Raw genomic sequence first — 24148 nt, forward strand, 5'->3', positions numbered from 1 at the left:
GCGCCGCCGACGGACTCGTCGCCGCTCTGGAGGAGGCGGGGCTCGCGGTCACCCGCTGCCGGGCGCTCGGCGAGCGCGTCAGTCCGTAGGATCGAGGAATGGCCGACTTCACCCCCGCCCCCGCCACCGGGCGCCAGTTCTCGCTCGACCTCACCGCCGAGGGACGCACCCTGCACGCCGTCGTGACGGAGGTGGCCGCAGCGCTGCGCCACCTCTCGGTCGACGGAGTGGAGATCACCGCCTCCTACCCGGAGAGCACCGTCCCGCCGTTCGGCTCGGGCATCGTCCTGATGCCCTGGCCCAACCGCGTGAAGGACGGGCGCTGGCACCACCGCGGCGAGACGCTCCAGCTCGCGATCACCGAGCCGAAGTACCACAACGCCATCCACGGCCTGCTGGTGAGCACCCCGTACCGCCTCGTCGACCAGGGCCCGTCCTTCGTCGAGCTGGCCGCGCCGGTCGTGCCCCAGGCGGGCTACCCGTTCCACCTCGAGACCTCGGTCCGCTACGAGCTGCAGGCCGACGGGCTGAAGGTCGTCCACCGCGTCGTCAACGTCGGAGCCGACGAGGCGCCCGTCGCCATCGGCACGCACCCCTTCCTCGCCATCGGCGACGTCCCGACCGACGAGCTCGAGATCACCGTCGACGCGGCGGTGCACATCGAGGTCGACGAGCGCCTCAACCCCACCGTGCAGAACCCGGTCGAGGGCACCGAGTGGGACCTCCGCTCCGGCCGCCGCATCGGCGACCTGGAGCTCGACGACGCCTGGGCCGACGTCCGGATGGTCGACGGCGAGAGCGTGCACGGCCTCCGCGCCGCGGACGGCCGCCGCGTGCTCCTTTGGGCCGACGCCTCGCACAACTTCATCCAGGTCTTCATCACCCGGATCTTCCCCGACGGCGACGACGTGAAGACCGCGATCGCCGTGGAGCCGATGACAGCTCCCGCAGAGGCCTTCAACAGCGGGCAGGGCCTGCGCTGGCTCGACCCGGGCGAGGAGTGGACCGTCGCGTGGGGCATCCGCCACGAGGGGTTCCCCACCGCGTCATGACCACCCTCGCGGCCGTCGGGCGCGACGACGAGGCCAAGCGCGTCGCCCTCGTCCGGATGAAGCGGCTCGCCACGGGCCTGCTCGTGGTGATGGCCGTCGTCTTCGCCGTGTCGTTCGCCCTGCAGGAGCGCTACCCGTGGCTGCAGTGGGTCCGGGCCGCGAGCGAGGGCGGGATGGTCGGCGCGCTCGCCGACTGGTTCGCCGTGACCGCGCTGTTCCGGCGGCCGCTGGGCCTGCCGATCCCGCACACCGCGATCATCCCGACCAAGAAGGACGAGATCGGCGCGAGCCTCGCGCAGTTCGTCGAGGAGAACTTCCTCCGCGGCGCCATTGTGCGCGAGAAGCTCGACTCCTTCGGGATCGCCCGGCGGGCGGGGCTGTGGCTCGCCGAGCCGGAGAACGCGCACCGGGTCGGCGGCGAGAGTGCCGCGGCCGTCCGCTCGGCGATCGCCCTGCTGGACGACTCCGACGTGCAGCGCGTGATCGAGGCGCTGGCGCGGCGCCACCTCCTCGACCCGCAGTGGGGCCCGCCGCTGGGCTCTCTGGTGGGCAGCGTGGTCGAGGCGGGCCACCACCGGCGCCTCGTGGACACGCTGGTGGAGCAGGCGGAGGCGTGGCTGACCGCGAACCCGCAGAGCTTCACCCGCATGGTCAGCGGCCGCCTGCCGAGCTGGCTGCCCTCCGCGGTCAGCCGAGCGGTGGACGAGCGGCTGTACCGCGAGGCGCTCGTCTTCGTCGCCGCGGTGCGCGAGGACCAGGTGCACCCGTTCCGGATCGCGATCGACGGCTACCTCGCCACGCTGGCGCAGGATCTGGGCACCGACCCCGACCTGATCGCCCGGGTCGAGGAGATCAAGAACCGCGCCTTCGACAGCCCGCGCGTCCGCGAGCTCGCCGGGGACGCCTGGGAGGCGACGAAGGCCTCCCTCCTCGGCGCGATGGACGACCCGTCGAGCCCCCTCCGCGGCAGCATCGAGTCGATCGTGGTCGATCTGGGCCGCCGGCTCTCGACCGACGCCGGTCTCGCGGCGACCGTCGACTCCTGGATCGGATCGGTAGCGGCCAACCTGGTCGACCGCTACCGCACCGACATCGCCAGCATCATCGGCGACACCATCCACCGCTGGGACCCGCGCGAGACGTCCGAGAAGCTCGAGCTGCAGGTCGGGAAGGACCTCCAGTTCATCCGGATCAACGGCACCGTCGTGGGCTCCCTGGCCGGGCTGGTCATCTTCACCGTCGCGCACGCGCTGCTCGGCTCGTGAAGCGGGGCGCCCGGGCCCGCTCCGCAAGCCCTCGTCGGCGTCGGTGGTCGGGCGTACGGTCGCACCATGAGCGATGACAACACCACCGATCCCGATGTCAAGACCGAGGGCGACGTCCTCGGCGCCCGTGCCGACGACGGCAGCGACACCAGCGCCAGCAAGGACCCGTCCGACTGGGTCACCGGCGATGAGCCGATGACCGGCCCGCAGCGCAGCTACCTCGACACCCTCGCGCGCGAGGCGGGCGAGACCCTGCCCGCCGACCTCACCAAGGCCCAGGCCTCCGAGCACATCGACCGCCTGCAGTCCTCCACGGGCCGTGGCGACGGCAGCAACGGGCACGACTGATCCCGCCGGGGCGCCCCGGGGCTGAGCATCAGTCCCCGTCGGCGCCCCCGTCCGGGGCGCGCACACCGCGCCCCGGCGTCCCTAGGGTTCCGTCATGGCGATCTCCCGCACCACGCGCAACGCCCTCGACCTCATCGACGCGATCCGGATCCCCGGCCGCATCGATCCCCGTCTGGCCCGGCAGGTGACCCTGTCCCTCCGCCAGCTCCTCGAATCCGGAGCCTTCGGCCCGAGCGAGCGGCTCCTCCGCCGCCGCGCGAGGAGGCTCCGCTCCCGCACCCGCGAAGCGGCCGCGTTCCGGCAGACGCGCTCGGCCGGCTGCACCGTCCAGCCCTGAGTCCGCTGAACGGAGCCGCTCCGCTGTGACCGGCGACGGGACAGACACCGTTCGCGCGGTCGTCTAGAGTTCCTGGCATCCGGTCCGCCGGATGCCCGCCGCAGTCTCCCGGCCGGTCGACAACGGAGTCGTCCCGGTGCGGGTCATCCCCCCGTTCGCGCGTCGAACGCCCCGCTGGTTCCAGCACCCCGCTCCCTCCTCGAGAAGGGACTCCCGCGATGACGACTCGCGTCTCGCACACCGCGACGACCGTCCGCCTCGTCCGCTGGTACCGGATCGACTCCGACTGGCTCTCGGAGGTCGTCGCCGGCCGCCTGCTCGAGCACCAGGACGGCCGCTGGCGCCTGCTCGTCGGCGAGAAGGTCCGCGACTACCCGGACGAGGTGTGGTCGCTCTGCCACGAGTGACGCCGTCGCGGAGCACCGCGGCCCGGACGAGCCGTCAGAGGTAGAGGTAGTACGTCTTCGCGCAGTCCGTCGAGCAGAACGGGTCACGGCGGCGGGCCGGCCGGACGCGGCACGCCTCGCACAGCCGAGGCCGGCGCAGGAGGACGCGGAGGACGGTCAGCACCTCTGCACGGTAGTGCGGCGACCTGGCGGCGCCCTGGCACTGTCCGGAAAGCGCGACCAGGCGGTCGTGTGGTGGGCCCCGTCGGGCTCGAACCGACGACCCGCGGATTAAAAGTCCGCTGCTCTGCCAACTGAGCTAGAGGCCCGCGCGCTCCAGGGTAGCGGGCCGTCGACGCCCCCGGAGCAGGTGCGGCCCGGAGCAGGTGCGGCCCGGAGCGCGGACGATCCCGGAGCGGACCGCGTCCTCCGCGCGGGCATACCCGCCCAGCCGCGGGCGTTACCCTCCTCGAACCCCCTACGGAGCGCGAGCGCGAGAGCGTCCGCGCGCACGACCGCGGAAGGCGGCCCCATGACAGACGGCTTCCACAAACCGACCAAGTTCCCCTCCCACGTCTTCGAGGCGTTCCAGGGAGGGGAGGACCCGGCGCAGATCAGCCGCGTCGCCCACGAGACCGCGATCGCGCTGCTGAGCCGTGTCCGGAACGACCCCGACCCGGTGGTCATCGACCGCCTGGTCGAGTACACCGACCACAACGGCATCGACGCGCTGGCCGAGCTCTGGGCGCGCTCCAGCGCGGCGAGCCTGCCGGGCGCCCTCTGGCGGATCTACCTGCTGCGGCTGGTCATCCGGCAGGACCCGGAGAGCACGAGCTTCCTCTACCAGCGCGGAGTCGAGCTGTCCGCCACGATCGACCCGGTGGTCGCCGGAGCCAGCACTCCCACGGGGCCGGCCGAGATCACCGAGCTGGCCGACCGGATCCTCCGCGGCGTCTTCGACGGCGACTTCGCGGTGGCACTGGACCGCGCCGCGGCGTTCTGCCGCGTGAGCGCCTCCGGAGCCGTCTCGGTCGCCGACGACGTGGAGCCGGTGGACCCCGCCCGGGCGAGCGAGCTGACCACCCGCGCCCTGCGCCTCTCGACCACCGCGGCCGAGCTCGTGAGCTGCGCGCGGCTGTGGCGGAGCGACTCCCTGGAGTGAAGCGCAACCCGCGTTCACCCACTGCGAACGCCGCTCGCCGCCACCGCGGAGGCCTTTGGTAGACTGGCGGAAGCCGGATCGCAGTAACCCCGGGCTCCACTTATAGCCGCTTCGAGCGGCCTCGCGCCGAGAGGCGTTCCTGCGGTCCGGCCCCTTCTCTGCTCGCATCGCCGCCACGGTGCGCGAGGCGAGGGCCCAGGAGGAGTCGATCCTCGCCCGAGTCCCCACAGACAGGCGCCAGCGGAATGAAGAACAGCAGAGCTCTCCGGATCGGCGCGCGCGTCTGGGCGGGGGCGGGGCTGCTGGTCGTCGCCGCTCTCTACCTCCTCGCCGCGCCGAGCGTCGACGACGCGGAGGGCGCCCAGTTCGCCGCGGGGGTCTCGCTCTCGCAGGGCACGGTGATGCGCGTCCTCGCGGTTCTCGACCTGCTCGCCGGGCTCTGGGTCCTCATCCGCCCGCGCAGCTACCCGGGCATCACCGCTGCGGCTGTGGCCGTGATCTCGCTCTGGCTGGCCCCCCGGCTGGGCGATCCCGCGCTCGTGCCGATCGGCACGTTGGCGCTGGATGTCCGATTCGTGACGCATCCGATCGAGGTGTCGGTCGTCGTTGCAGGCCTGGCCGTGACAGCCTTCTGGATGACGCGGAATCTTTCAGCCCGGGCGCGGGCGAGGCGGGGCTGATGACGGACGACACCACAGCGGAGGCGGCTGTCCTCCTCGAGCGCATCGCCGGAGGAGAGCAGGCCGCGTTCGCCGCGCTCTACGACCAGATGGCCGGCCGGGTCCTGGGCCTGATCATCCGCGTCCTCGTCGACCGCTCCCAGTCCGAGGAGGTGGCCCAGGAGGTCTTCCTCGAGATCTGGCAAACCGCTGGGCGTTTCGCTCCGAATAAAGGAAGCGCGGCGACCTGGATCCTCACGATGGCACACCGCAGGGCCATCGACAGGGTCCGCGCGGCTCAAGCCGGCCGTGATCGGGACATGCGCATCGGAATCCGAGACCTCGGACGCGATTACGACCAGGTCTCCGAGCAGGCGGAGGTGTCCCTCGAGCACGAGAAGGTCGCGGCCGCCATGGGCCGCCTGACGGAACTGCAGCGGCAGGCGCTGCAGCTCGCTTACTACGGCGGATACTCGCACAGCGAGATCGCGGGGATCCTGCAGTGCCCCGTGGGAACCGTCAAGACACGCCTGCGTGACGGAATGATCAGACTTCGAGAAGAGATGGGGGTGGCCCTGTGAACGATGTGCGACTCCCCGACGGGATGGACGACCCGCGCGATCTCGCGGCGGGTCACGCACTGGGCATCCTGACGCCCGAGGAGCAGGAGCGCTACGAGCGCTTCCTCTCCGAGCACCCGGAGGCGCGCGGCGAGGCCGACGCGTTCGCCGAGGTGGCGGAGGCGCTGGTCGCCGACGCACCCGCCGTGGAGCCCTCGCCGGGCTTCAAGGCCGACCTGATGGCGCTCATCGCCACCACTCCGCAGCTGCCGCTGGAGGAGCCCGACGAGGACCACGAGGCGCCCGCCGCGCCCCGTCTGGTCCCCGTCGCCTCCGAGGGCGAGCGGAGCGGTCCGACGGCTCGCCGGGACGGTGGCGGCAGCGCCGCGAACCGCGCCCGGAGCCGCTGGTTCGCCCGCCCCGCGGTCTACCTCTCGGCGGCCGCGGCCGCCGCGGTGATCGTGGTCGGCGGAGTGACCCTTCCGCCGCTGCTCTCGTCCGGCCCCGGCCAGACGCAGCAGCAGACGGCTCTGGAGCAGATCCGCAGCGCCCCCGACGCGCAGGAGACGACCGGCACGGTCGCCACCGGCGAGCAGGCGACGCTGGTCTGGTCGAGCTCGCTCGGCCGCTCCGCCCTCGTGGTGGACGACCTGGCGCCGCTGCCGGAGGACAAGACCTACGAGCTCTGGTACATCGGCTCATCCGGTCCGGTCGCCGCAGGGACGTTCGACGGGGGAGAGGGCAGCACCGTGGCCCCGCTCGAGGGGAGCCTGACCGAGGGCGGAGTCGTCGCCGTGACGGTCGAGGACGCCGGCGGCTCGCCGACTCCGACCACCGATCCGATACTGGCGATCGACATCGCCTGACGGCCCGAGCACGAGAAGAGCCGCACTCCCATGACGGAGTGCGGCTCTTCTCGTTCCCGGAGGGAACGCGGTGGAACGAGAGCGAGCCGCGACCCCGGAGGGACGCGGCTCGCTCTCGTCTGCGGCGGATCAGCCGAAGCGGCCCGAGACGTAGTCCTCGGTCGCCTGGACGGACGGGCGCGAGAACATCGTCGCGGTGTCGTCGTACTCGATGAGCTTGCCCGGCTTGCCCGTGCCCGCGATGTTGAAGAACGCGGTGCGGTCCGAGACGCGCGAGGCCTGCTGCATGTTGTGGGTCACGATGACGATCGTGTAGTCGTTCTTGAGCTCCTCGATGAGGTCCTCGATCGCGAGGGTCGAGATCGGGTCGAGGGCGGAGCAGGGCTCGTCCATCAGGAGGACGTCGGGGGAGACGGCGATCGCGCGGGCGATGCACAGACGCTGCTGCTGGCCGCCGGAGAGACCGGAGCCCGGCTTGTCGAGGCGGTCCTTCACCTCGTTCCAGAGGTTCGCGCCCTGGAGCGAGCGCTCGACGAGCGCGTCCGCGTCCGACTTCGAGATGCGGCGGTTGTTGAGCTTCACGCCGGCCAGCACGTTGTCCCGGATGGACATCGTCGGGAACGGGTTGGGGCGCTGGAAGACCATGCCCACCTGCCGGCGGACCTGCACCGGGTCGACGCCCGGGCCGTACAGGTTGTTGCCGTCGATCAGGACCTCGCCCTCGACGTGCGCGCCGGGGATGACCTCGTGCATGCGGTTGAGCGTGCGGAGGAAGGTCGACTTGCCGCAGCCGGACGGGCCGATGAAGGCGGTGACCGTGCGGGGCTCGATGGCGAGCGAGACGCCCTCCACCGCGAGGAACTGGCTGTAGTAGACGTTGAGGTCGTTGACCTCGATGCGCTTGGACATTGCTTCCTTCGGGGATTCCGGCCGGAGCCGAGTGGTGGGTGTCAGCGGCCGAGCTTGGGGGCGAAGATCTTCGCGATCAGGCGGGCGACCAGGTTCAGCGCCATGACGATCAGGATGAGGGCCAGCGCGCCGGTCCAGGCCCGGTTGAGGAACGCCTCGGCGTCGGGGCCCTGGTTCGCGTACTGCGTGTAGACGAAGACCGGGAGGGTCATCATCCGCTCGCTGAAGAGGTCGTAGTTCATCGACGCGGTGAAGCCGGCGACGATGAGCAGCGGGGCGGTCTCGCCGATGACGCGGGCGATCGCGAGGGTGATGCCCGTCGTGATGCCGGCGATGGAGGTCGGCAGCACGATCTTGACGATGGTCAGCCACTTCGGCACGCCCAGGGCGTAGGACGCCTCGCGCAGCTCGTTCGGGACCAGCTTCAGCATCTCCTCCGACGAGCGGACGACCACGGGGATCATCAGCACGGCGAGGGCGATCGAGCCGGCGAAGCCCATCCGGACGCCGGGCCCGAGGAGCAGCGCGAAGAGCGCGTAGGCGAACAGGCCCGCGACGATGGAGGGGATGCCCGTCATCACGTCGACGAAGAAGGTGATCGCCCGGGCGAGGTGGCCGCGGCCGTACTCGACGAGGTAGATCGAGGTGAGCAGGCCGATCGGCACCGAGATCAGCGCGGCCATGGCCGTGATCTCGAGCGTGCCGATGATCGCGTGGAGGGCGCCGCCGCCCGCGTCGATGACGTTGCGCATCGACGAGGAGAAGAAGAGCGGATCGAACCGCGCGACTCCGTTGGAGACGACCGTGTAGAGCAGGGAGATCAGCGGGAGCAGCGCGATGATGAACGCGGTCGCGACCAGCGAGGTCACGAGGCGGTCGACAGCCTTGCGGCCGCCCTCGACCAGGCGCGAGACCACGTAGATGGCGACGTCGAAGAGGACGGTGCCCCAGAAGATCGCGCCGACGAGGCTGAAGTCGTTCATCATGCCGGCCGCCTGGAGGATCAGGAAGACGGCGGCGAACACGACCCAGCTGCCGACGAGCAGCATCCAGGGGGTGCCCTTGGGCAGCTTGCCCGCCTGCAGCGAGAAGGGCATCGACGAGGTGGCGGCGGACATCAGTTGGCTCCCGAGAAGGCCTTGCGGCGGTTGACGATGAACCGCGCGACCGAGTTCACGACGAGGGTGATGACGAAGAGGATGAGGCCCGAGGCGACGAGGACGTTGACGCCGACTCCGCTCGCCTCCGGGAACTGCAGCGCGATGTTCGCGGCGATGGTGTTCGAGTTCTGCGAGGTGAGCAGGAGGAAGGAGACGACCGTCGCGGGCGAGAGCACCATCGCGACGGCGAGCGTCTCGCCGAGGGCCCGGCCGAGGCCGAGCATGGCGGCCGAGACGATGCCCGGGGCGCCGAAGGGCAGGACGGCCATGCGGATCATCTCCCAGCGGGTCGCGCCGAGCGCGAGCGCCGCCTCCTCGTGCAGGCGCGGGGCCTGGAGGAAGATCTCGCGGCAGACCGCGGTGATGATCGGGATGACCATGACGGCCAGCACCACCGAGGCGGTGAGGATCGTCTTGCCGGTGCCCGACGCCTGGCCGCCGAAGAGCGGGAACCAGCCGATGTTCACGTTGAGGAAGAGGTAGAAGGGCTGCACCATCGGCGCCAGCACGGTCGCGCCCCAGAGGCCGAAGACCACCGAGGGGACGGCGGCGAGGAGGTCGACCACGTAGCCGAAGGCCATCGCGATGCGGCGCGGCGCGTAGTGCGAGATGAAGAGGGCGATCGCGATCGAGAGCGGCAGGGCGATCACCAGGGCGATCACCGCCGACCAGACCGTGCCGAACACCAGGGGGCCGACGTAGGCCCAGAAGCTCGTCGCGTCGCCGGGGAGGCTGCCGGCCGGCGCGGTGAACGCGGGGATCGACTGCGCGATGAGGAAGATCGCGACGGCGGCGAGGACGAGGAGGATGAGGGAGCCGGCGGCGACGGTCGAGATCGAGAAGACCCGATCTCCGACACGCACCTTCGCCTTCGGGCGGACGACGGTCTCAGTTGCCATTCCAGGGGACTCTCTTCAGACGAGGGGGTTCGGCGGGGCGCACAGGGAGATGCTAGGGCTCGGAGGGGCGTCCGGTGGGTCGAGCCCGGCACAGGCGGGGCCCGTCCCGCGGATCGTGCTGCGAGACGGGCCCTGCCGGTGGGACTACTTGATCGACTCGATCGCGGTGGCGACGGTCGAGGCGAGCTCGGAGCTCAGGGGAGCGGAGCCGGCCTGAGCGGCGGCGGCCTCCTGGCCCTCCTCGCTCGCGACGTAGGAGGCGAAGGACTTGACGACCTCGCCCTTGTCGGCGTCCGCGTACTCCTGGCACACGATGAGGTAGCTGACCAGGACCATCGGCCAGGCGTCCGCCTCGGTGCCGGTGCGGTCGATCTTGATCGCGAGGTCGTTGTCCTCGCGGCCGTCGGCGATGGGCGAGGCGGCGACGACCGCCGCGGCTCCGTCGGCCGAGATGGTCGAGAACGCGTCGCCGACCTTCAGCTGGGCCATGTCCATGCCCTGGGCGCCGGACTCGTCGGCGTAGCCGATCGTGTTGGTGCCGTTCTTGACCGCGTCGACGACACCCGAGGTGCCCTTGGCGCCGTCACCGCTCTGGTACGGGAAGGTCTGCGCGGCGGGAGCGTCCCAGACGTCGCTCGCGGTGGCCGCGAGGTAGTCGGTGAAGTTCTGCGTGGTGCCCGAGTCGTCCGAGCGGTGCACGGAGGTGATGTTCGCCGACGGGAGGGTCGCGTCGGGGTTCAGGGCCTTGATCTCCGGGGCGTCCCAGGAGGTGATGGTGCCCTTGAAGATGCCCGCGATGGTGGCCGCGTCGAGCTTGAGCTCGTCGACGCCCTCCACGTTGAAGATGACCGCGATCGGCGAGATGTAGACCGGGAGGTCGATCGCCTTGGTGTCGGGGGCGCAGGCGGCGAAGGTGCCCGCGAGCTCCTCGTCCTTGAGCGCGGAGTCGGAGCCGGCGTAGTCGGCGGCGCCGTCGATGAAGTTGGTGCGGCCGGCGCCGGAGCCCTGCGGGTCGTAGTTGACCGTGACCTCGGGGTTCGCGGTCTGGAACGCGGCGGCCCAGGTGGTCTGCGCGGTGCCCTGAGCGGACGAGCCGATCCCGGTGATGGTGCCGGAGAGCGTGGAGGTGGTGGCGGAGCCGGAGCTGCCGCCTGCGGCCGGTGCCTCGTTGGCAGCGCAGGAGGTCAGCGTGATCGCTGCGACGGCGGCGACGACGGCCGCCTGGCCGAGACGCGAGAATCTCACAAGTATCCCTTTCGGGTAGGAAAGCGTGGAAAACAGAACAGGGCCTGGTGCAGCCCGCGAGCGAGAGTACGGAGGGGTCGTGTCCTGGCACCGACCGCTCGGTGAACGCGCGGTGAACGGGTCCGCCTCGGGGATTGCGGAGCGACGGGGCGGCGGGGAAGGCGCGGTGCGTCGGGCGGGTCCCGGCGGCGCGACCGGCCCGGTCCGGAGGGACCCGTCGAGCCGGTCGCGCAGCGCCCGGGCGGGTCAGGCCAGCGGCGTGTGCGTCTCGATCGCGACGATGCCGGAGCCGGGGTGCCCGGTGGAGAGGTGCACCACGGCGAAGCCGCCGGTCGGGAGCGCTGCCGCCTCGTCGAGGTAGGCGCCGAGAGGGGTCGCCGTGGCGAGGGCGATCTCGCGCAGGATCTCGGGGATCACCGGCCGGTGGCTGCAGAGGACGGCGGTGCGGCGGGCGCGGACCCGCTTGCCGACGAGGGCGCGGACGTCGGCGGTGCCCTGCTCGTGCGCCTCCTGGCTGAGGTCGTCGCGCAGCTTGACCGGCTTCCTGACCAGACCGGACAGCGGGGCGATGGTCGACCGGCAGCGCTTGGCGGTGCTCGAGACGAGGCGGCGCGGGCGCCAGGCGGCCACGGCCTGAGCGGCGGCCGCGGCCTCGACCCGGCCGCGCCCGGTGAGGCGGCGGGTGGAGTCGCGGCCGTCCCAGGAGGAGGCGGGCACCGCCTTCGCGTGCCGCAGGACCACGATCGCGAAGGTCTCGAGCGCACCGCGTGCGGCGATCCGGGCGAACTCGTCGACGATCGTCACGTCGTGCGGATAGGTCAGGTAGCTCCGGGCCCGCTTGAGCGTCACCCACTCGAGCGCCTCGACCTCGTCGTTCGGGAGGAAGTCGGACGCCAGGACGGCCTTCTCGGTCACCTGCGCCGCCCAGTAGTAGACGGCCTTCGGGCGCCCGCTCGGCAGCGTGTACTCGGTGCACCCCAGCGGCACCCCGAGCGCCACCGAGAGCCCGGTCTCCTCGCGGATCTCGCGGACCGCGGTCTCCGGGAGGGACTCGCCCGCGTCGACCTTGCCCTTGGGCAGGCTGACGTCCCGGCGGTGCGGCCGGTGGATCACGAGGATGTGCGGGCGGCCCTCGATGATCCGCCAGCACACCGCTCCTGCTGCGTAGACGGTGCCCGTCACGGGCGTCAGCGGCTGGAGGCCCGGTTGGCGGACCGTGTCGCCGCGCGCTTGCGATGGGTGATGTGCTGCATCAGCTGGTTCTGCAGGTCGGCGAGCGGAGCGCCCTCCTCATCGAGGTGGTGCCGCGTCCAGTCGCCGTCCGGGCCGAGCCACCAGGAGGCGGTCCGCTCGTCCATCGCCCGCTCGAACATGTCGTCGATCTCGCTGAGGTGCGCCGGCTCGACGATCCGCACCAGAGCCTCGACGCGGCGGTCGAGGTTGCGGTGCATCATGTCGGCGCTGCCGATGAAGACGTCCGGCTCGCCGTCGTTGACGAAGCTGAAGATGCGGGAGTGCTCGAGGTAGCGGCCGAGGATCGAGCGCACGCGGATGGTCTCGGAGAGCCCCTCCTGGCCGGGCTTCAGCCCGCAGATGCCGCGCACCCACACGTCGACCGGCACGCCGGCCTGGCTGGCGCGGTAGAGCGCGTCGATCACGGACTCGTCGACGATCGAGTTGACCTTGATCCGGATGCCCGAGGGGCGCCCCGCGCGGGCGTTCTCGGTCTCGGCGGCGATCCGCTTGAGCAGGCCCTTCCGCAGGTGGCGCGGCGCGACGAGCAGGCGCTTGAACTTCTTCTCGATCGCGTAGCCCGAGAGCTCGTTGAACAGACGCGTGAGGTCCTTGCCGACCTCGGGGTCGGCCGTCAGGAGTCCGAGGTCCTCGTAGATGCGCGAGGTCTTCGGGTTGTAGTTGCCGGTGCCGATGTGGGAGTAGTGGCGGAGCACTCCGCCCTTCTCCTGGCGGATGACGAGCGCGAGCTTGCAGTGGGTCTTCAGCCCGACGAGCCCGTAGACCACGTGCACGCCCGCCTTCTCGAGCTTGCGCGCCCACGAGATGTTCGCCTGCTCGTCGAAGCGCGCCTTGATCTCGACCAGGGCGAGCACCTGCTTGCCCGACTCGGCCGCGTCGATGAGCGCCTCGACGATGGGGGAGTCGCCCGAGGTGCGGTAGAGCGTCTGCTTGATCGCGAGCACGTCCGGATCGGCCGCCGCCTGCTCGAGGAACGACTGCACGCTCGTCGCGAAGGACTCGTAGGGGTGGTGAAGGAGCACGTCGCCGCGGGAGACGGCCTTGAAGACGTCCTGCCGCTGGTTGGGCTCGCTGGGCGAGAGCTGCACCGCCGTCGTCGGGACGTGATTGGGGTACTTCAGGTCCGGGCGGTCGATCTTCTGCAGGCTGAAGAGCCCGCTGAGGTCGAGTGGGGCCGGGAGCTTGTAGACCTCCTGCGTCGTGATGTCGAGCTCGCGGACCAGCAGGCCCAGCGTCTCGTCGTCCATGTCGTCGGTGACCTCGAGGCGGATGGGCGGGCCGAACCGGCGGCGCAGCAGCTCCTTCTCGAGGGCCTTGATCAGGTTCTCGGTCTCGTCCTCGTCGACCTCGACGTCCTCGTTGCGCGTCACCCGGAACACGTGGTGGTCGAGGATCTCCATGCCGGGGAACAGGTCGTCCAGCTGGTTGGCGATCAGGTCCTCGAGCGAGATGAACCGCATCGGCTCGCCCGGCGCCGCGACTCCGGCGATCCTCACGAAGCGGGGGAGCATCTGCGGCACCTTGAGGCGCGCGAACTCGACCTTCTGCGTCTTCGGGTTCCGCACCCGCACCGAGAGGTTGAGCGAGAGGCCGGAGATGTAGGGGAACGGGTGCGCCGGGTCGACCGCGAGCGGCATCAGCACAGGGAACACCTGGGCCGAGAAGTAGTCGTCCAGCACGGTGCGCTCGGCGTCGCTCAGCTCGTCCCAGCGGACGAGGTCGATGCCGCCGTCGCGCAGGGCGGGCTCGACGAGCTCCTTGAACGCTCGGGAGTGGCGCTGCTGCAGCAGGTGCGCCTTCTCCGAGATGTCGGTCAGCACGTCGACCGGCACGCGGCCGATGTTCGTCGGCAGGGCGAGCCCCGTGAGGATGCGGCGCTTGAGGCCGGCGACCCGGACCATGAAGAACTCGTCGAGGTTGGACGAGAAGATCGCCAGGAAGTTCGCCCGCTCGAGCGCCGGAACCAGCGGATCCTCCGCGAGCTCGAGCACGCGCTGGTTGAACGCGAGCCAGCTCAGCTCCCGGTCGAGGTAGCGGTTGTCGGGGAGGAGCGGGTCCGAGTGCTCCTCCTCGTCGTCGAAGTCGTCGTCGAGGTCATCGCTGAGACCGTCTTCGAGAAGCAGGTTGTCGCCGTCCATGCGACCATCCTGGCACCGCGTCCGTCCGCTCCGCGCCGCCGCTCGTGAATGACGGATGAACGGGGCCGGGTGAGGCCCTGTGGAGGAGTGCCGGCTCAGCGCAGCGGCGCGGCGCGCTGCAGGTACTGCACGTCGACGGAAGCGTCCGTGAACCCCAGCGAGCGGTAGAGCGCCACCGCCGACCGGTTCTCGGCCTCGACGTAGAGGTCGGCCGTGGTGCAGCCGCGCTCGAGCATCCGCGCGAGCCCGGCGTTCAGCAGGGTGCGGCCGAGTCCCCGTCCGGCCGCCTCGGGGGCGACCCCGAGGACGTAGATCTCGCCGGTCGTCGATCCGGGCTCGATCTTGATCCAGTCGTAGCCGAGGAGCGTGCCGTCGGCGTCGCGGAGCAGGAGGAAGTCGCCCTCGTCGAACCACGGCTCGGCGCGGCGGGCCGCCAGGTCCTCCTCCGTCATCCGCCCCTGCTCGGGGTGCGCGGCGAAGATCCGCGCGTTCAGGGCGATCCACTCGGCCGGAGCGAGGTCGCGGGCGTCCGAGAGGACGACGCCCTGGGGGACGCGGACCTCGGGGGCGGCGAGCGGCTCGAGCTCGAGGTGCAGGAGGGTGCGCACCGGTGCGAAGCCGTGGGAGGCCGCGAGGGCCCGGGCGGCGGGGTGGTCGCCGTGCGCCCAGGCGAGCAGGCCCGTCCGCCCGCTCGCGAGGACCTGCTCCAGGGTCGCGGTGCCGAAGCCGACCCCGCGCCACTCCGGATCGACGACGAACTCGAGCTCGCCCTGCCCGAGGATCGCCGCCGCCACGACCACGTCCGCGCGCAGCCCCACGAGGAGGGTGCGCGAGCCGGCCCGGGCGTCGACGAGCGTCTGGTCGCTGAAGGGGGGCTGGTGGTCGAACCAGGCGGCGCGCCCGATCAGGTGCTCGAGGCCGGCCGCCACCGCGGGATCGGCCAGATCCTCAACGGACAGGTTGAGCGACTCGCTCATTGTCCTCTTCGTACACGTTGAAGCGGTATCCGACGTTGCGGACCGTGCCGATCAGCGACTCCAGGTCGCCGAGCTTCGCGCGGAGGCGCCGCACGTGCACGTCGACCGTGCGGGTACCACCGAAGTAGTCGTAGCCCCACACCTCGCTCAGCAGCTGCTCGCGGGTGAAGACGCGCGAGGGGTGCGTGGCGAAGAAGCGGAGGAGCTCGAACTCCTTGAAGGTGAGGTCGAGCGGGCGCCCGTGCACCTTGGCGGAGTAGCTGGCCTCGTCGATCACGACGCCCGACGCCTGGATGCGCGAGGTCGACTGCTCCTGCGCGAGCCGGCCGATCACCAGGCGGATGCGGGCGTCGACCTCGGCGGGGCCGGCCGAGTCGAGGATGACGTCGTTGACGCCCCAGTCGGCCGAGACGGCCGTGAGCCCGCCCTCCGTGAGGATCAGGATGAGGGGGACGTTGATGCCCGTGGTCGTGAGGATCTTGCAGAGCGACTTGGCGCTGGCGAGGTCCTGCCGCGCGTCGACCAGGATCAGATCGCAGCTCGGGGCGTTCACGAGCTGGGCGGGCTCCGCGGGGATCTGCCGGGTCCGGTGGCTGAGGAGCCCCAGTGCGGGGAGCACCTCGGCGCCTCCCGCCGAGGTCAGTATCAACAACTGCGCCACGGATCCTCCAGAACTGGTCTGCCCGCAATACTAGCGGCGGGCCGGGAGGGGCGTCCGCCTGGGGCACAATTGTCGGATGGGCAGGGATCGGGTGGGCATCGGAGTCGTCTGGGCGCTCGCACTCGCGGGCTCCGTGCTGACGCTGGCGATCGCCGCTCCGGAGTCCCGGCAGCTCTGGCTCGCGCTGACGTTCGGCGGCTGCGTGCTCGCGACCTTCGCGGTGCAGCTCGCCGTGGCCCGCGCCGAGGGGTACCTCCTCCGCGCGATGACGAGCATCGTCGGAGCGATGGCCGTGGTCGCGGTCGCGAGCGGGATCGCCCTCCTCCTCCCCGCCTGAGCAGTCGCGCCCTCCCGTCCCGAGCGCCCGGATCCGCACCGCCTGAGCGGCCGCGTCCGCCCCGCCCCGGCGTCGGAGGCGGCGGGTAGGATGAGCGCATGCTTCTCGCCCTGGAACTCTTCTACCTCGGTCTGCTCGGGCTCGCCTCCCTCGCCATCGCGTGGGTCTCCGGCGTGGTCGTCTACAAGCTCTACCGCGGCCAGCGCTAGCCGCCGCCGGAGCCCGAGTGATCTCGCTTCCGTCGGGCCTGCCGCCCGAGCTCGTCCCCCTGTCCTGGCTGCTCGGCGTCTGGGAGGGCTCGGGCGTCATCGACTACACGATCGGCGACGACTCCGTCCAGGCTGAGTTCGGCCATCGCATCAGCTTCAGCTACGACGGCCTCCCGTACCTCAACTACAGCTCCTACACGTGGCTGATCGAGGAGGGCGCCGAGGAGGCGCCCCGGCCGCTGGTCACCGAGACCGGCTACTGGCGCCTCAGCCGCGCTCTGACCGACTCCGACGCGGGCCCGGGAATGCTGCCCGGCCGCGGCGCACCCGCCTTCCCCGACGCGGAGTCCGTCGAGACGCTGCGCAACGCCGCCGGCGGCTTCGACATCGAGGTCTCGCTCGTGCACCCGGACGGGGTCAGCGAGCTCTACCTCGGTCAGGTCAAGGGGCCGCGGATCGACCTCGCGACCGACGCGGTGATGCGCACCGCCGCGGCGAAGGACTACGCCGCCGCCACGCGCCTCTACGGCCTGGTCGACGACCACCTGCTCTGGGCGTGGGACATCGCCGCGCTCGGCCAGGGCCTGCGGACCCACTCCTCCGGACGGCTCGCCCGTGTCGACTGACGCGCCCTCCCCGCTCCTGGCCGCCCCGGGCGCCGTCGCGACGACGAGCGTCGCCGAGCCCGGCGTCGCCGCCCACTACGGCGAGCCCTTCCGCGAGCAGCGCGCTCTCGCCGCGGGCACCGCGCTCGTCGACCTCTCCGGCCGCGGCGTCGTGACCGTCACGGGGCCGGACCGCCTCACCTGGATCGACTCGCTCACCAGCCAGGCCGTCTCGCGCCTCGCTCCCGGCGCGTCCGCCGAGACGCTCCTGCTCGACCCGACCGGCCGGATCGAGCACGTCATCCGCCTCGTCGACGACGGCGAGACCGCCTGGCTCCTGCTCGACCGCGACGAGACGGCCGGCCTGGCCGCCTGGCTCGACCGGATGCGCTTCATGCTCCGCGTCGAGGTCGCCGACCGCACCGACGACTTCGCGACCCTCGCCGCCCTCGGCGACGGGCCGGCCCTGACGCTCGCTCTGTCCCTGGCCGAGGAGCCCGTCGTCTGGAGCGACCCGTGGTCGCAGGTCCAGCCGGGCGGCTGGCAGTACGCGCTGACCACAGAGCACCCCGGGGCCTCCTGGGAGCTCCGCGAGGTCCTGGTCCCGCGAGCGGCCCTCGAGGCCCTCGCGGAGACGGCCGTCGGGGTGGGAGTGGCCCTCGCCGGGGTCGACGCCCTCGAGGCGCTGCGCATCGCCGCCTGGCGCCCGCGCCACGCGACCGAGGTCGACGAGCGGTCCATCCCGCACGAGCTCGACCTCCTCCGCTCGAGCGTGCACCTCGCCAAGGGCTGCTACCGGGGCCAGGAGACGGTGGCGAAGGTGCACAACCTCGGCCACCCGCCGCGGCGCCTGGTCCTGCTGCAGCTCGACGGCTCCGACTCGGTCCTCCCCGCCCACGGCGACGTCGTCACGGCGCTCAAGGGCGGCGAGCCGGTCGAGGTCGGCACGGTCACCTCCAGCGCCTGGCACTACGAGGACGGACCGGTCGCCCTCGCGGTCGTCAAGCGGAGCGTCCCGGTGGACCTCGAGCTGACCGTGCTGGCCGGCGACTCGCGCGTGGCCGCGGCCCAGGAGGTCGTGGTCCCGCCCGGAGCCGGAGCGGAGGCGGGAGTGCCCCGCCTGCCCCGCCTCGGGGCGACGACCAGGTAGGCCACGCCGTGGTGGCCGCACGTCCCGCCGAGCGGGGCCGGGCGGCCGAGCGGCTGCGCGGTCTCGTCCGGACCCCCGAGCTGAGTCCCGCGCGCGCCCTCGCCCGCGCGGGGGCGTCGCTCCCCGCCGTGCTGCAGATCGTGCTCGCGGCGACCCTCGCCTACTCCGTCGCGCACTTCCTCCTCGGGCACCCCGCGCCGGTGCTGGCGCTGACGGCCACGATCTCGAGCCTCGGCATCGCGCGCGACACCCGCCCCAAGCAGGTGGCCGAGACAGCGACGGGGATGCTCATCGGCATCACGGCCAGCGAGGTCCTGCTCCTGCTGTGGGGGAGCGGCGTCTGGCAGCTCGCCGTCGTCCTCGCGATCGTCTTCACGCTCGGCCGGGCCCTCTCGCCCTCGCCGGGGTTCGCCGTGGCCGCCGGGACCCAGGCGATGCTGGTGATGGTCCTCCCTGCGCCGGACGGAGGCGTCTTCACCCGGAGCGTCGACGGCCTGATCGGCGGGCTCGCGGCGCTGCTCTGCACGGCGATCGTGCCCCGCCCGCCGCTGCGCACGGCGCGGGCCGAGGCGCACCGGCTCCTCACCGCGCTCAGCCGGACCGTGGAGGAGCTGGCCGAGGCGCTCCGCCGGGGCGACTCCTCGGCGTCCACCGCGGCCCTCGAGCGGATCCGCGGGACGCAGCCGGTCATCGACGGCTGGACCGCGGCGCTCGACTCCGCGACCGGCGTCGCCCGGATCTCGCCGTTCGTCCGTCGGCACCGCGGCGAGCTCTCCCGCCAGGCCGTGATGCTGTCCGCGCTGGATCTCGCGACCCGGAACCTGCGCATCGTCGCGCGCCGCACCGACTTCCTCGTCGGGGACGGCGCCCCGCGGCCGGCGCTCGCCGCAGCGGTCGCCGCCCTCGGCCCGGGCATCGCGCTGCTCGGCCGCGCGGTCGCCGATCCGTCGGTGCTCGCCCTGGCGCGTCAGGACCTCGTGCTGCTCGCGACCACGCTCGACCCCCAGCGGCTGATCCCGGAGGCGCGCCTCGCCGAGAAGACGGTGCTCGTCCTGCTCCGCCCGCTCGTCGTCGACCTGCTCACGGCGACCGGCGCCGCTCCCGCCGAGGCTCGGGCCGCCCTGCCCCCGCTCGCCTAGGGCTCAGGAGGTCGGGTGCTCAGGTCCGGCGCTCAGGAGGAGGGGGCGACCGCCTCCCACGCGACCGTCACCTCGCCCAGGCGCCAGCGCCGCGGCCCGCCGAGGACCGGCCACTCCGGCCGGAGGTCCCGGACCGCCGCGATCCAGCGCTGACCCGGACCGTAGACGGCGAGAGGGGCGTTCAGCGTCCACGCCCGCTCGAGGGAGGAGAGGAAGGCGTGCACGCCCTCGCCGGGCACGTTGCGGTGGATGAGGGCCTTCGGCAGGCGCTCGGCCGCCGTCATCGGCGAGGGGATCGCCGCGAGCCGGAGCGAGAGGGTCAGCGAGCGCGGGCCCTCCCGGCCGACCTCGATCCAGGTGCAGATGCGGCCGATCTCGTCGCAGGTGCCCTCGACCAGGACGCCGTCGGGCTGCAGACGGTCCGTCATCGTCGCCCAGGCTCCCTCCACCGCGTCCTCGTCGTACTGGCGGAGCACGTTGAAGGCGCGGATGACGCCCGCCCGCCGCCCCGCGGGCAGGGGCACCTCGAAGCCGCCGCGCTCGAAGCGCACGCGCGCGTCCGCGGGGAACGGCGTGCCGCCCTCCCTCACCCGGGCGAGCTGGCGCCGAGCGGTGTCGACCCGTGCGGGCTCGATCTCGAGGCCGAGCACCTCGACGTCGGGCGCGGCCCGGACGAGCCGGCGGTGCAGCTCGAGCGTGGTGACCGCGCTCGCCCCGAAGCCGAGATCGACGACGAGCGGGGAGGCGGTGCTGCGCAGGACGGGCAGCTCGGCGAGCCGGCGGTCGACCCGGCGGAGGCGGTTCGTGCCCGTCGTTCCGCGGGTGACGGCTCCGATGGGCATGCTCTCCAGCGTATCCGCGGGCGAGGGGGCCGCCTCTAAGCTGGACGCATGTCCGAGACCTACACCCTCATCCTCGTGCGCCACGGCAACAGCGAGTGGAACCAGAAGAACCTCTTCACCGGCTGGGTCGACGTGCGCCTGACCGAGCAGGGAGTCGCGGAGGCCACCCGCGCCGGCGAGCTGCTGACCGAGGCGGGCCTGCACCCCGACATCGTCTACACGTCGCGCCAGACGCGTGCGATCCAGACCGCCAACATCGCCCTCGAGGTCGCCGACCGCCTGTGGATCGACGTCAAGCGATCCTGGCGCCTCAACGAGCGCCACTACGGCGCCCTGCAGGGCAAGGACAAGGCGCAGACCCTCGCCGAGTACGGCCCCGAGCAGTTCCAGACCTGGCGCCGCTCCTTCGACGTGCCGCCGCCCCCGCTCGACGACGACGACCAGTACTCGCAGGCGCACGACGAGCGCTACGCCGACCTCGGCGACGCCCTGCCCCGCACCGAGTCGCTGAAGCTCGTGATCGAGCGGATGCTCCCGTACTGGGAGTCCGACATCAAGCCGGACCTCGCCTCGGGCAAGACCGTCATGATCACCGCGCACGGCAACTCCCTCCGCGCGCTGGTGAAGACCCTCGACGGCATCTCGGACTCGGACATCGCGGAGCTCAACATCCCGACCGGGATCCCGCTCGTCTACGAGCTGAACGAGGACTTCGAGCCCATCGGCGAGGCGCGCTACCTCGACCCCGAGGCCGCGGCCGCCGGTGCCGCCGCCGTCGCCGCCCAGGGCGCCAAGAAGTAGCACCGCCCCGCACACGCGAACGGCCCGCCCGAGTCCTCGACTCCGGCGGGCCGTTCCCGTCCGCAGCTCCGACGGGGACGGCACGGACACGTCCGGCCCGCAGGAGACGATCGTTCCTGCGGGCCGGACGGTGAGACGGGCCGGAGCCCGAGGTGTCGACTAGGAGTAGTCGCCCGAGATCAGGTACTGGACCTTCTTGGCGATCGACACGGCGTGGTCGGCGAAGCGCTCGTGGTAGCGGCTGGCGAGGGTCGCGTCGACGGTGTCCGCTGCCTGGCCCTTCCACGCCTCGCTGAGCACCTTGTCGAAGACGCTGACGTGCAGCTCGTCGATCTTGTCGTCCTCGTCGCGGATCTCCTCGGCGATGCGCGGATCCTGCGAGCGGAGCAGGTCGGTCAGCTTGTGCGCGACGACCACGTCGAGGCGGCCCATCTCGACGAACGTCGGACGCAGGCTCTTGGGGACCACCTTGTCGGGGAAGCGGTAGCGCGAGAGCTGGGCGATGTGCTCGGCGATGTCGCCCATCCGCTCGAGCGACGCGCTGATGCGCAGCGCCGAGACGACGATCCGCAGGTCGCGGGCGACCGGGTTCTGCCGGGCGAGGATGTCGATCGCGAGCTCGTCGAGGCTGATGGCCAGCTCGTCGATGCGCGCGTCGCTCGCGATGACCTCCTCCGCGAGGGTGACGTCGGAGTGGTTGAACGCCTGGGTCGCCTTCTCGATGGCGATCTCGACGAGTCCGGAGATCTCGACGAGTCGTTCCTGGACCTCGGCCAGCTCCTGCTGGAAAACTTCGCGCATCTGTGTTCGACCCTCTCTACGGCGCGCGCGGACGACGGCGCCGGATCTGCGGCGAGCACCTCGCACGCCGCTGCGACTGCACTCCGTGGGCGCAGGCGCAGTCATGATGACCACGGCAGGTTAACGGACGGTGCCGGGCGTTTGAACAGTACTCGACCCCCGGAGGATCGACGGGCGTCCGGTAGGGGGACGCCCGGTGGATGGTTAGCCTGGGTCCGTGGATTCGGGCTTGATCGTGGTTCTGTCGCTCGTTCTCGGTGTCGCGATCGGGATCCTTCTGACGACCGTGCTCACGCTCGCCGCCCGCCAGGGCCGCATCGCGCAGGACGTGATCTCGGTCGGGCTCCCCGAGGGGATCGAGGCGATCATCGACGCCGTCGGCTCGCCCGCCTTCGTGACCGACCCGTCGCACAACGTGCTGAAGGCGTCCACCCGCGCCGTCGCGCTCGGCCTGGTCTCGCAGGACACGCTGCTCCACCCCGACCTCGCCGCCATCGTCGACCGCGTCCGCCGCTTCGGCGACGACATCGTCCAGGACCTCGAGCTCGCGACCAGCCCGCTCTCCGACGCCGCCGTGACGCTCGTCGTCCACGCGACCCGCCTGGGCTCCCGCTACGTCCTCGTCATCGCCGAGGACCACACCGAGGCGCGCCGGCTCGAGGCCGTCCGCCGGGACTTCGTCGCCAACATCTCCCACGAGCTGAAGACCCCGATCGGCGCCGTCGGCCTGCTCGCCGAGGCCCTCGACTCCGCCGCCGACGACCCCCAGCAGGTGCGCCGCTTCGCGCACCGGCTGACCCAGGAGTCGCACCGCCTCGCGAAGATCACGCGCGAGATCATCGAGCTCTCCCGCCTCCAGGCCGCCGACGTCGCCGGCTCCGCCGAGATCATCCGCGTCGACGACGTCGTCACTGCGGCGCTCGAGACCACCCACGTCATGGCGGAGTCGCACGACGTCACCCTGGTCAAGGGCGGGATGAAGAAGGCCTACGTCGTGGGGCAGGAGAAGATGCTCGTCTCGGCGCTGCACAACCTCCTCGCCAACGCCATCCAGTACTCACCCGCCGGCTCCCGCGTGGGCATCGGCGTCCGCTCCACCGGCGGCGTCGTCGAGATCGCCGTCACCGACCAGGGCATCGGCATCCCGGAGGAGGACCTCGACCGGGTGTTCGAGCGCTTCTACCGCGTCGACCAGGCCCGCTCCCGCCACACCGGCGGCACCGGCCTCGGCCTCAGCATCGTCAAGCACGCCGTGCAGAACCACGGCGGCGACGTCCGCGTCTGGTCCAAGCCCGGCCGCGGCTCCACCTTCACCATCCGGCTCCCCGAAGCCGACCCAGCCCGGACGCCCTTCGCGGCGACCGCCCCGATAGGAGAACACGCGTGACCAGCATCCTGCTCGTCGAGGACGAGAGCGCCCTCAGCGAGCCCCTCAGCTACCTGCTCGAACGCGAGGGCTACGACGTCACCGTCGCCGAGGACGGCAACCGCGCCGTCGCCGCCTTCGACGAGGGCGACTACGACCTGATCCTCCTCGACCTCATGCTGCCCGGCATGCCCGGCACCGAGGTCTGCCGCGAGATCCGCACCCGCTCCTCCGTCCCGATCATCATGGTCACCGCCAAGGACTCCGAAGTGGACATCGTCGTCGGCCTGGAGCTCGGCGCGGACGACTACGTCACCAAGCCCTACTCCACCCGCGAACTGCTCGCCCGCATCCGCGCCGTCCTCCGACGCCGCACCGAGGAGCCCGGCGAGGAGCGGATCGTCGTCGCCGGCCCCGTCCGCATGGACATCGAACGCCACACGGTCGAAGTCGACGGCGTCGAGACCCCGATGCCCCTCAAGGAGTTCGAGCTCCTCGAGATGCTCCTCCGCAACGCGGGCCGCGTCCTCACCCGCGGCCAGCTCATCGACCGCGTCTGGGGCAGCGACTACTTCGGCGACACGAAGACCCTCGACGTCCACGTCAAGCGCATCCGCTCCAAGATCGAGAAGACGCCGAAGGAGCCGGTGCTCCTGGTTACTGTCCGCGGCCTCGGCTACCGCTTCGACGCTTGATCGCGGGCCCTGGCGGGGCGATCTGCGGCGTTGTCGTCGGTTGCGATACCGCTGGTATCGCGCCCTCCTCCGCCTTGCAGCTCACCCCGCCAGGACCCGCGATCAACCCTGTGCTGGAGGGGTGAGGAGCGGGGCCGTCGCTGCGCGACGAGCCGCGGGGTGGGGCCGTCGCTGCGCGACGAGCCGTCGAGGGGGGCCGTCGCTGCGCGACGAGCCGGGCGGGGGCGTCGCTCAGGGCGTGGTGCTCGAGTGGTCGGCGTATCGAGACCCGCGCAGCCGGACGCCGCCCGCCTGGTGGTGAGTGGTTGGCCGAGCGGGTGTGTCG

Annotated in this window: 27 protein-coding genes and 1 tRNA gene; 16 read left to right on the forward strand and 12 right to left on the reverse strand. The window is 71.8% G+C overall.

From position 1 onward, the window contains the following. The first annotated feature begins 98 nt into the window (after positions 1 to 98). The 5 genes from C5C74_RS08105 (at position 99) to C5C74_RS08125 (ending at position 3409) form a co-directional block, all read left to right on the forward strand. On the forward strand, positions 99 to 1052 hold the full coding sequence (locus C5C74_RS08105; protein ID WP_104247697.1) for an aldose 1-epimerase family protein: 954 nt from the start codon (positions 99 to 101) through the stop codon (positions 1050 to 1052). Continuing rightward, entirely contained in the window at positions 1049 to 2317 is a 1269-nt protein-coding gene (locus tag C5C74_RS08110; protein ID WP_104224715.1) for a DUF445 domain-containing protein, read from the forward strand. The genes C5C74_RS08105 and C5C74_RS08110 overlap by 4 nt, the downstream gene beginning before the upstream one ends. 66 nt (positions 2318 to 2383) lie before the next feature. Then, on the forward strand, positions 2384 to 2665 hold the full coding sequence (locus tag C5C74_RS08115) for a DUF3072 domain-containing protein (RefSeq protein ID WP_104224714.1): 282 nt from the start codon (positions 2384 to 2386) through the stop codon (positions 2663 to 2665). A gap of 94 nt (positions 2666 to 2759) precedes the next feature. Beyond that, positions 2760 to 3002 carry a hypothetical protein gene (locus C5C74_RS08120; protein WP_104224713.1) on the forward strand — a complete coding sequence of 81 codons (243 nt, stop codon included), beginning with the start codon at positions 2760 to 2762 and terminating at the stop codon, positions 3000 to 3002. 218 nt (positions 3003 to 3220) lie between these two features. Continuing rightward, positions 3221 to 3409: a hypothetical protein gene (locus tag C5C74_RS08125; protein WP_104351301.1), complete on the forward strand. Its 189-nt coding sequence runs from the start codon at positions 3221 to 3223 to the stop codon at positions 3407 to 3409. A 34-nt stretch (positions 3410 to 3443) separates the two neighbouring features. On the opposite strand, the gene C5C74_RS17815 is transcribed toward C5C74_RS08125, so the two are convergent. Together C5C74_RS17815 and C5C74_RS08130 are read right to left on the reverse strand one after the other, a co-directional pair. Next, positions 3444 to 3572: a hypothetical protein gene (locus tag C5C74_RS17815; RefSeq protein ID WP_258059535.1), complete on the reverse strand. Its 129-nt coding sequence runs from the start codon at positions 3570 to 3572 to the stop codon at positions 3444 to 3446. A gap of 69 nt (positions 3573 to 3641) precedes the next feature. Then, positions 3642 to 3717, reverse strand: a tRNA-Lys gene (locus C5C74_RS08130). A 203-nt stretch (positions 3718 to 3920) separates the two neighbouring features. Here C5C74_RS08130 and C5C74_RS08135 point away from each other — a divergent pair. The 4 genes from C5C74_RS08135 (at position 3921) to C5C74_RS08150 (ending at position 6635) form a co-directional block, all read left to right on the forward strand. Continuing rightward, a complete protein-coding gene (locus C5C74_RS08135) occupies positions 3921 to 4550 on the forward strand; it encodes a DNA-directed RNA polymerase subunit beta (RefSeq protein ID WP_104351302.1) in 630 nt (209 codons plus the stop codon). A 245-nt stretch (positions 4551 to 4795) separates the two neighbouring features. Then, the gene (locus C5C74_RS08140; protein WP_104351303.1) at positions 4796 to 5230 is read left to right on the forward strand and encodes a hypothetical protein; all 435 of its coding nucleotides are present in this window, start codon (positions 4796 to 4798) and stop codon (positions 5228 to 5230) included. Next, positions 5230 to 5790, forward strand: a complete 561-nt coding sequence (gene sigK / locus C5C74_RS08145) for an ECF RNA polymerase sigma factor SigK (protein WP_104351304.1) — start codon at positions 5230 to 5232, stop codon at positions 5788 to 5790. The genes C5C74_RS08140 and sigK overlap by 1 nt, the downstream gene beginning before the upstream one ends. Further along, positions 5787 to 6635: an anti-sigma factor domain-containing protein gene (locus C5C74_RS08150; protein ID WP_146076502.1), complete on the forward strand. Its 849-nt coding sequence runs from the start codon at positions 5787 to 5789 to the stop codon at positions 6633 to 6635. Before sigK ends, C5C74_RS08150 begins: the two co-directional genes overlap by 4 nt. A gap of 129 nt (positions 6636 to 6764) precedes the next feature. Here C5C74_RS08150 and pstB read toward each other — a convergent pair whose 3' ends face one another. From pstB to C5C74_RS08190, 8 genes are all read right to left on the reverse strand, one after another. Further along, entirely contained in the window at positions 6765 to 7544 is a 780-nt protein-coding gene (pstB, locus tag C5C74_RS08155; protein WP_104224707.1) for a phosphate ABC transporter ATP-binding protein PstB, read from the reverse strand. Positions 7545 to 7585: 41 nt separating this feature from the next. After that, the gene (gene pstA / locus C5C74_RS08160) at positions 7586 to 8662 is read right to left on the reverse strand and encodes a phosphate ABC transporter permease PstA (protein WP_104224706.1); all 1077 of its coding nucleotides are present in this window, start codon (positions 8660 to 8662) and stop codon (positions 7586 to 7588) included. Next, positions 8662 to 9603, reverse strand: coding sequence for a phosphate ABC transporter permease subunit PstC (gene pstC, locus C5C74_RS08165; protein WP_104351305.1), 942 nt, complete (start codon positions 9601 to 9603; stop codon positions 8662 to 8664). Before pstC ends, pstA begins: the two co-directional genes overlap by 1 nt. Before the next feature lie 144 nt (positions 9604 to 9747). Further along, entirely contained in the window at positions 9748 to 10848 is a 1101-nt protein-coding gene (pstS, locus tag C5C74_RS08170) for a phosphate ABC transporter substrate-binding protein PstS (RefSeq protein ID WP_104224704.1), read from the reverse strand. 246 nt (positions 10849 to 11094) lie between these two features. After that, positions 11095 to 12030 (reverse strand): NUDIX domain-containing protein, encoded by a 936-nt coding sequence (locus tag C5C74_RS08175; RefSeq protein WP_104224703.1) that lies wholly within the window; start codon positions 12028 to 12030, stop codon positions 11095 to 11097. A 5-nt stretch (positions 12031 to 12035) separates the two neighbouring features. Beyond that, entirely contained in the window at positions 12036 to 14240 is a 2205-nt protein-coding gene (locus tag C5C74_RS08180; protein WP_104351306.1) for an RNA degradosome polyphosphate kinase, read from the reverse strand. 95 nt (positions 14241 to 14335) lie between these two features. Beyond that, a complete protein-coding gene (mshD, locus tag C5C74_RS08185; protein WP_104351307.1) occupies positions 14336 to 15217 on the reverse strand; it encodes a mycothiol synthase in 882 nt (293 codons plus the stop codon). Next, on the reverse strand, positions 15189 to 15878 hold the full coding sequence (locus C5C74_RS08190; protein ID WP_104224700.1) for a winged helix-turn-helix domain-containing protein: 690 nt from the start codon (positions 15876 to 15878) through the stop codon (positions 15189 to 15191). The genes mshD and C5C74_RS08190 overlap by 29 nt, the downstream gene beginning before the upstream one ends. Positions 15879 to 15954: 76 nt before the next feature. Between C5C74_RS08190 and C5C74_RS08195 the strand changes: the two genes are divergently transcribed. From C5C74_RS08195 to C5C74_RS08210, 4 genes are all read left to right on the forward strand, one after another. Then, on the forward strand, positions 15955 to 16215 hold the full coding sequence (locus C5C74_RS08195; RefSeq protein WP_146076503.1) for a hypothetical protein: 261 nt from the start codon (positions 15955 to 15957) through the stop codon (positions 16213 to 16215). 226 nt (positions 16216 to 16441) lie between these two features. Then, positions 16442 to 17050, forward strand: a complete 609-nt coding sequence (locus C5C74_RS08200; RefSeq protein WP_104351308.1) for an FABP family protein — start codon at positions 16442 to 16444, stop codon at positions 17048 to 17050. Continuing rightward, positions 17040 to 18179, forward strand: coding sequence for a folate-binding protein YgfZ (locus tag C5C74_RS08205; protein WP_104351309.1), 1140 nt, complete (start codon positions 17040 to 17042; stop codon positions 18177 to 18179). Before C5C74_RS08200 ends, C5C74_RS08205 begins: the two co-directional genes overlap by 11 nt. 8 nt (positions 18180 to 18187) lie before the next feature. Next, positions 18188 to 19318: an aromatic acid exporter family protein gene (locus C5C74_RS08210; protein ID WP_104351310.1), complete on the forward strand. Its 1131-nt coding sequence runs from the start codon at positions 18188 to 18190 to the stop codon at positions 19316 to 19318. A 32-nt stretch (positions 19319 to 19350) separates the two neighbouring features. Here C5C74_RS08210 and C5C74_RS08215 read toward each other — a convergent pair whose 3' ends face one another. Then, positions 19351 to 20160, reverse strand: a complete 810-nt coding sequence (locus C5C74_RS08215; protein ID WP_104261013.1) for a class I SAM-dependent methyltransferase — start codon at positions 20158 to 20160, stop codon at positions 19351 to 19353. Positions 20161 to 20208: 48 nt separating this feature from the next. Between C5C74_RS08215 and C5C74_RS08220 the strand changes: the two genes are divergently transcribed. Next, positions 20209 to 20961, forward strand: coding sequence for a phosphoglyceromutase (locus C5C74_RS08220; protein ID WP_104224694.1), 753 nt, complete (start codon positions 20209 to 20211; stop codon positions 20959 to 20961). Positions 20962 to 21120: 159 nt separating this feature from the next. On the opposite strand, the gene phoU is transcribed toward C5C74_RS08220, so the two are convergent. Beyond that, on the reverse strand, positions 21121 to 21762 hold the full coding sequence (gene phoU / locus C5C74_RS08225; RefSeq protein WP_104224693.1) for a phosphate signaling complex protein PhoU: 642 nt from the start codon (positions 21760 to 21762) through the stop codon (positions 21121 to 21123). 217 nt (positions 21763 to 21979) lie between these two features. Here phoU and C5C74_RS08230 point away from each other — a divergent pair, with 217 nt between their 5' ends. After that, a complete protein-coding gene (locus C5C74_RS08230; RefSeq protein ID WP_104224692.1) occupies positions 21980 to 23149 on the forward strand; it encodes a cell wall metabolism sensor histidine kinase WalK in 1170 nt (389 codons plus the stop codon). Further along, positions 23146 to 23823 (forward strand): response regulator transcription factor, encoded by a 678-nt coding sequence (locus C5C74_RS08235; protein ID WP_104227263.1) that lies wholly within the window; start codon positions 23146 to 23148, stop codon positions 23821 to 23823. The genes C5C74_RS08230 and C5C74_RS08235 overlap by 4 nt, the downstream gene beginning before the upstream one ends. Positions 23824 to 24148: the final 325 nt, after the last annotated feature.

The sequence above is a fragment of the Rathayibacter sp. AY1E8 genome, assembly GCF_002931415.1.
Taxonomy (GTDB): Bacteria; Actinomycetota; Actinomycetes; order Actinomycetales; family Microbacteriaceae; genus Rathayibacter.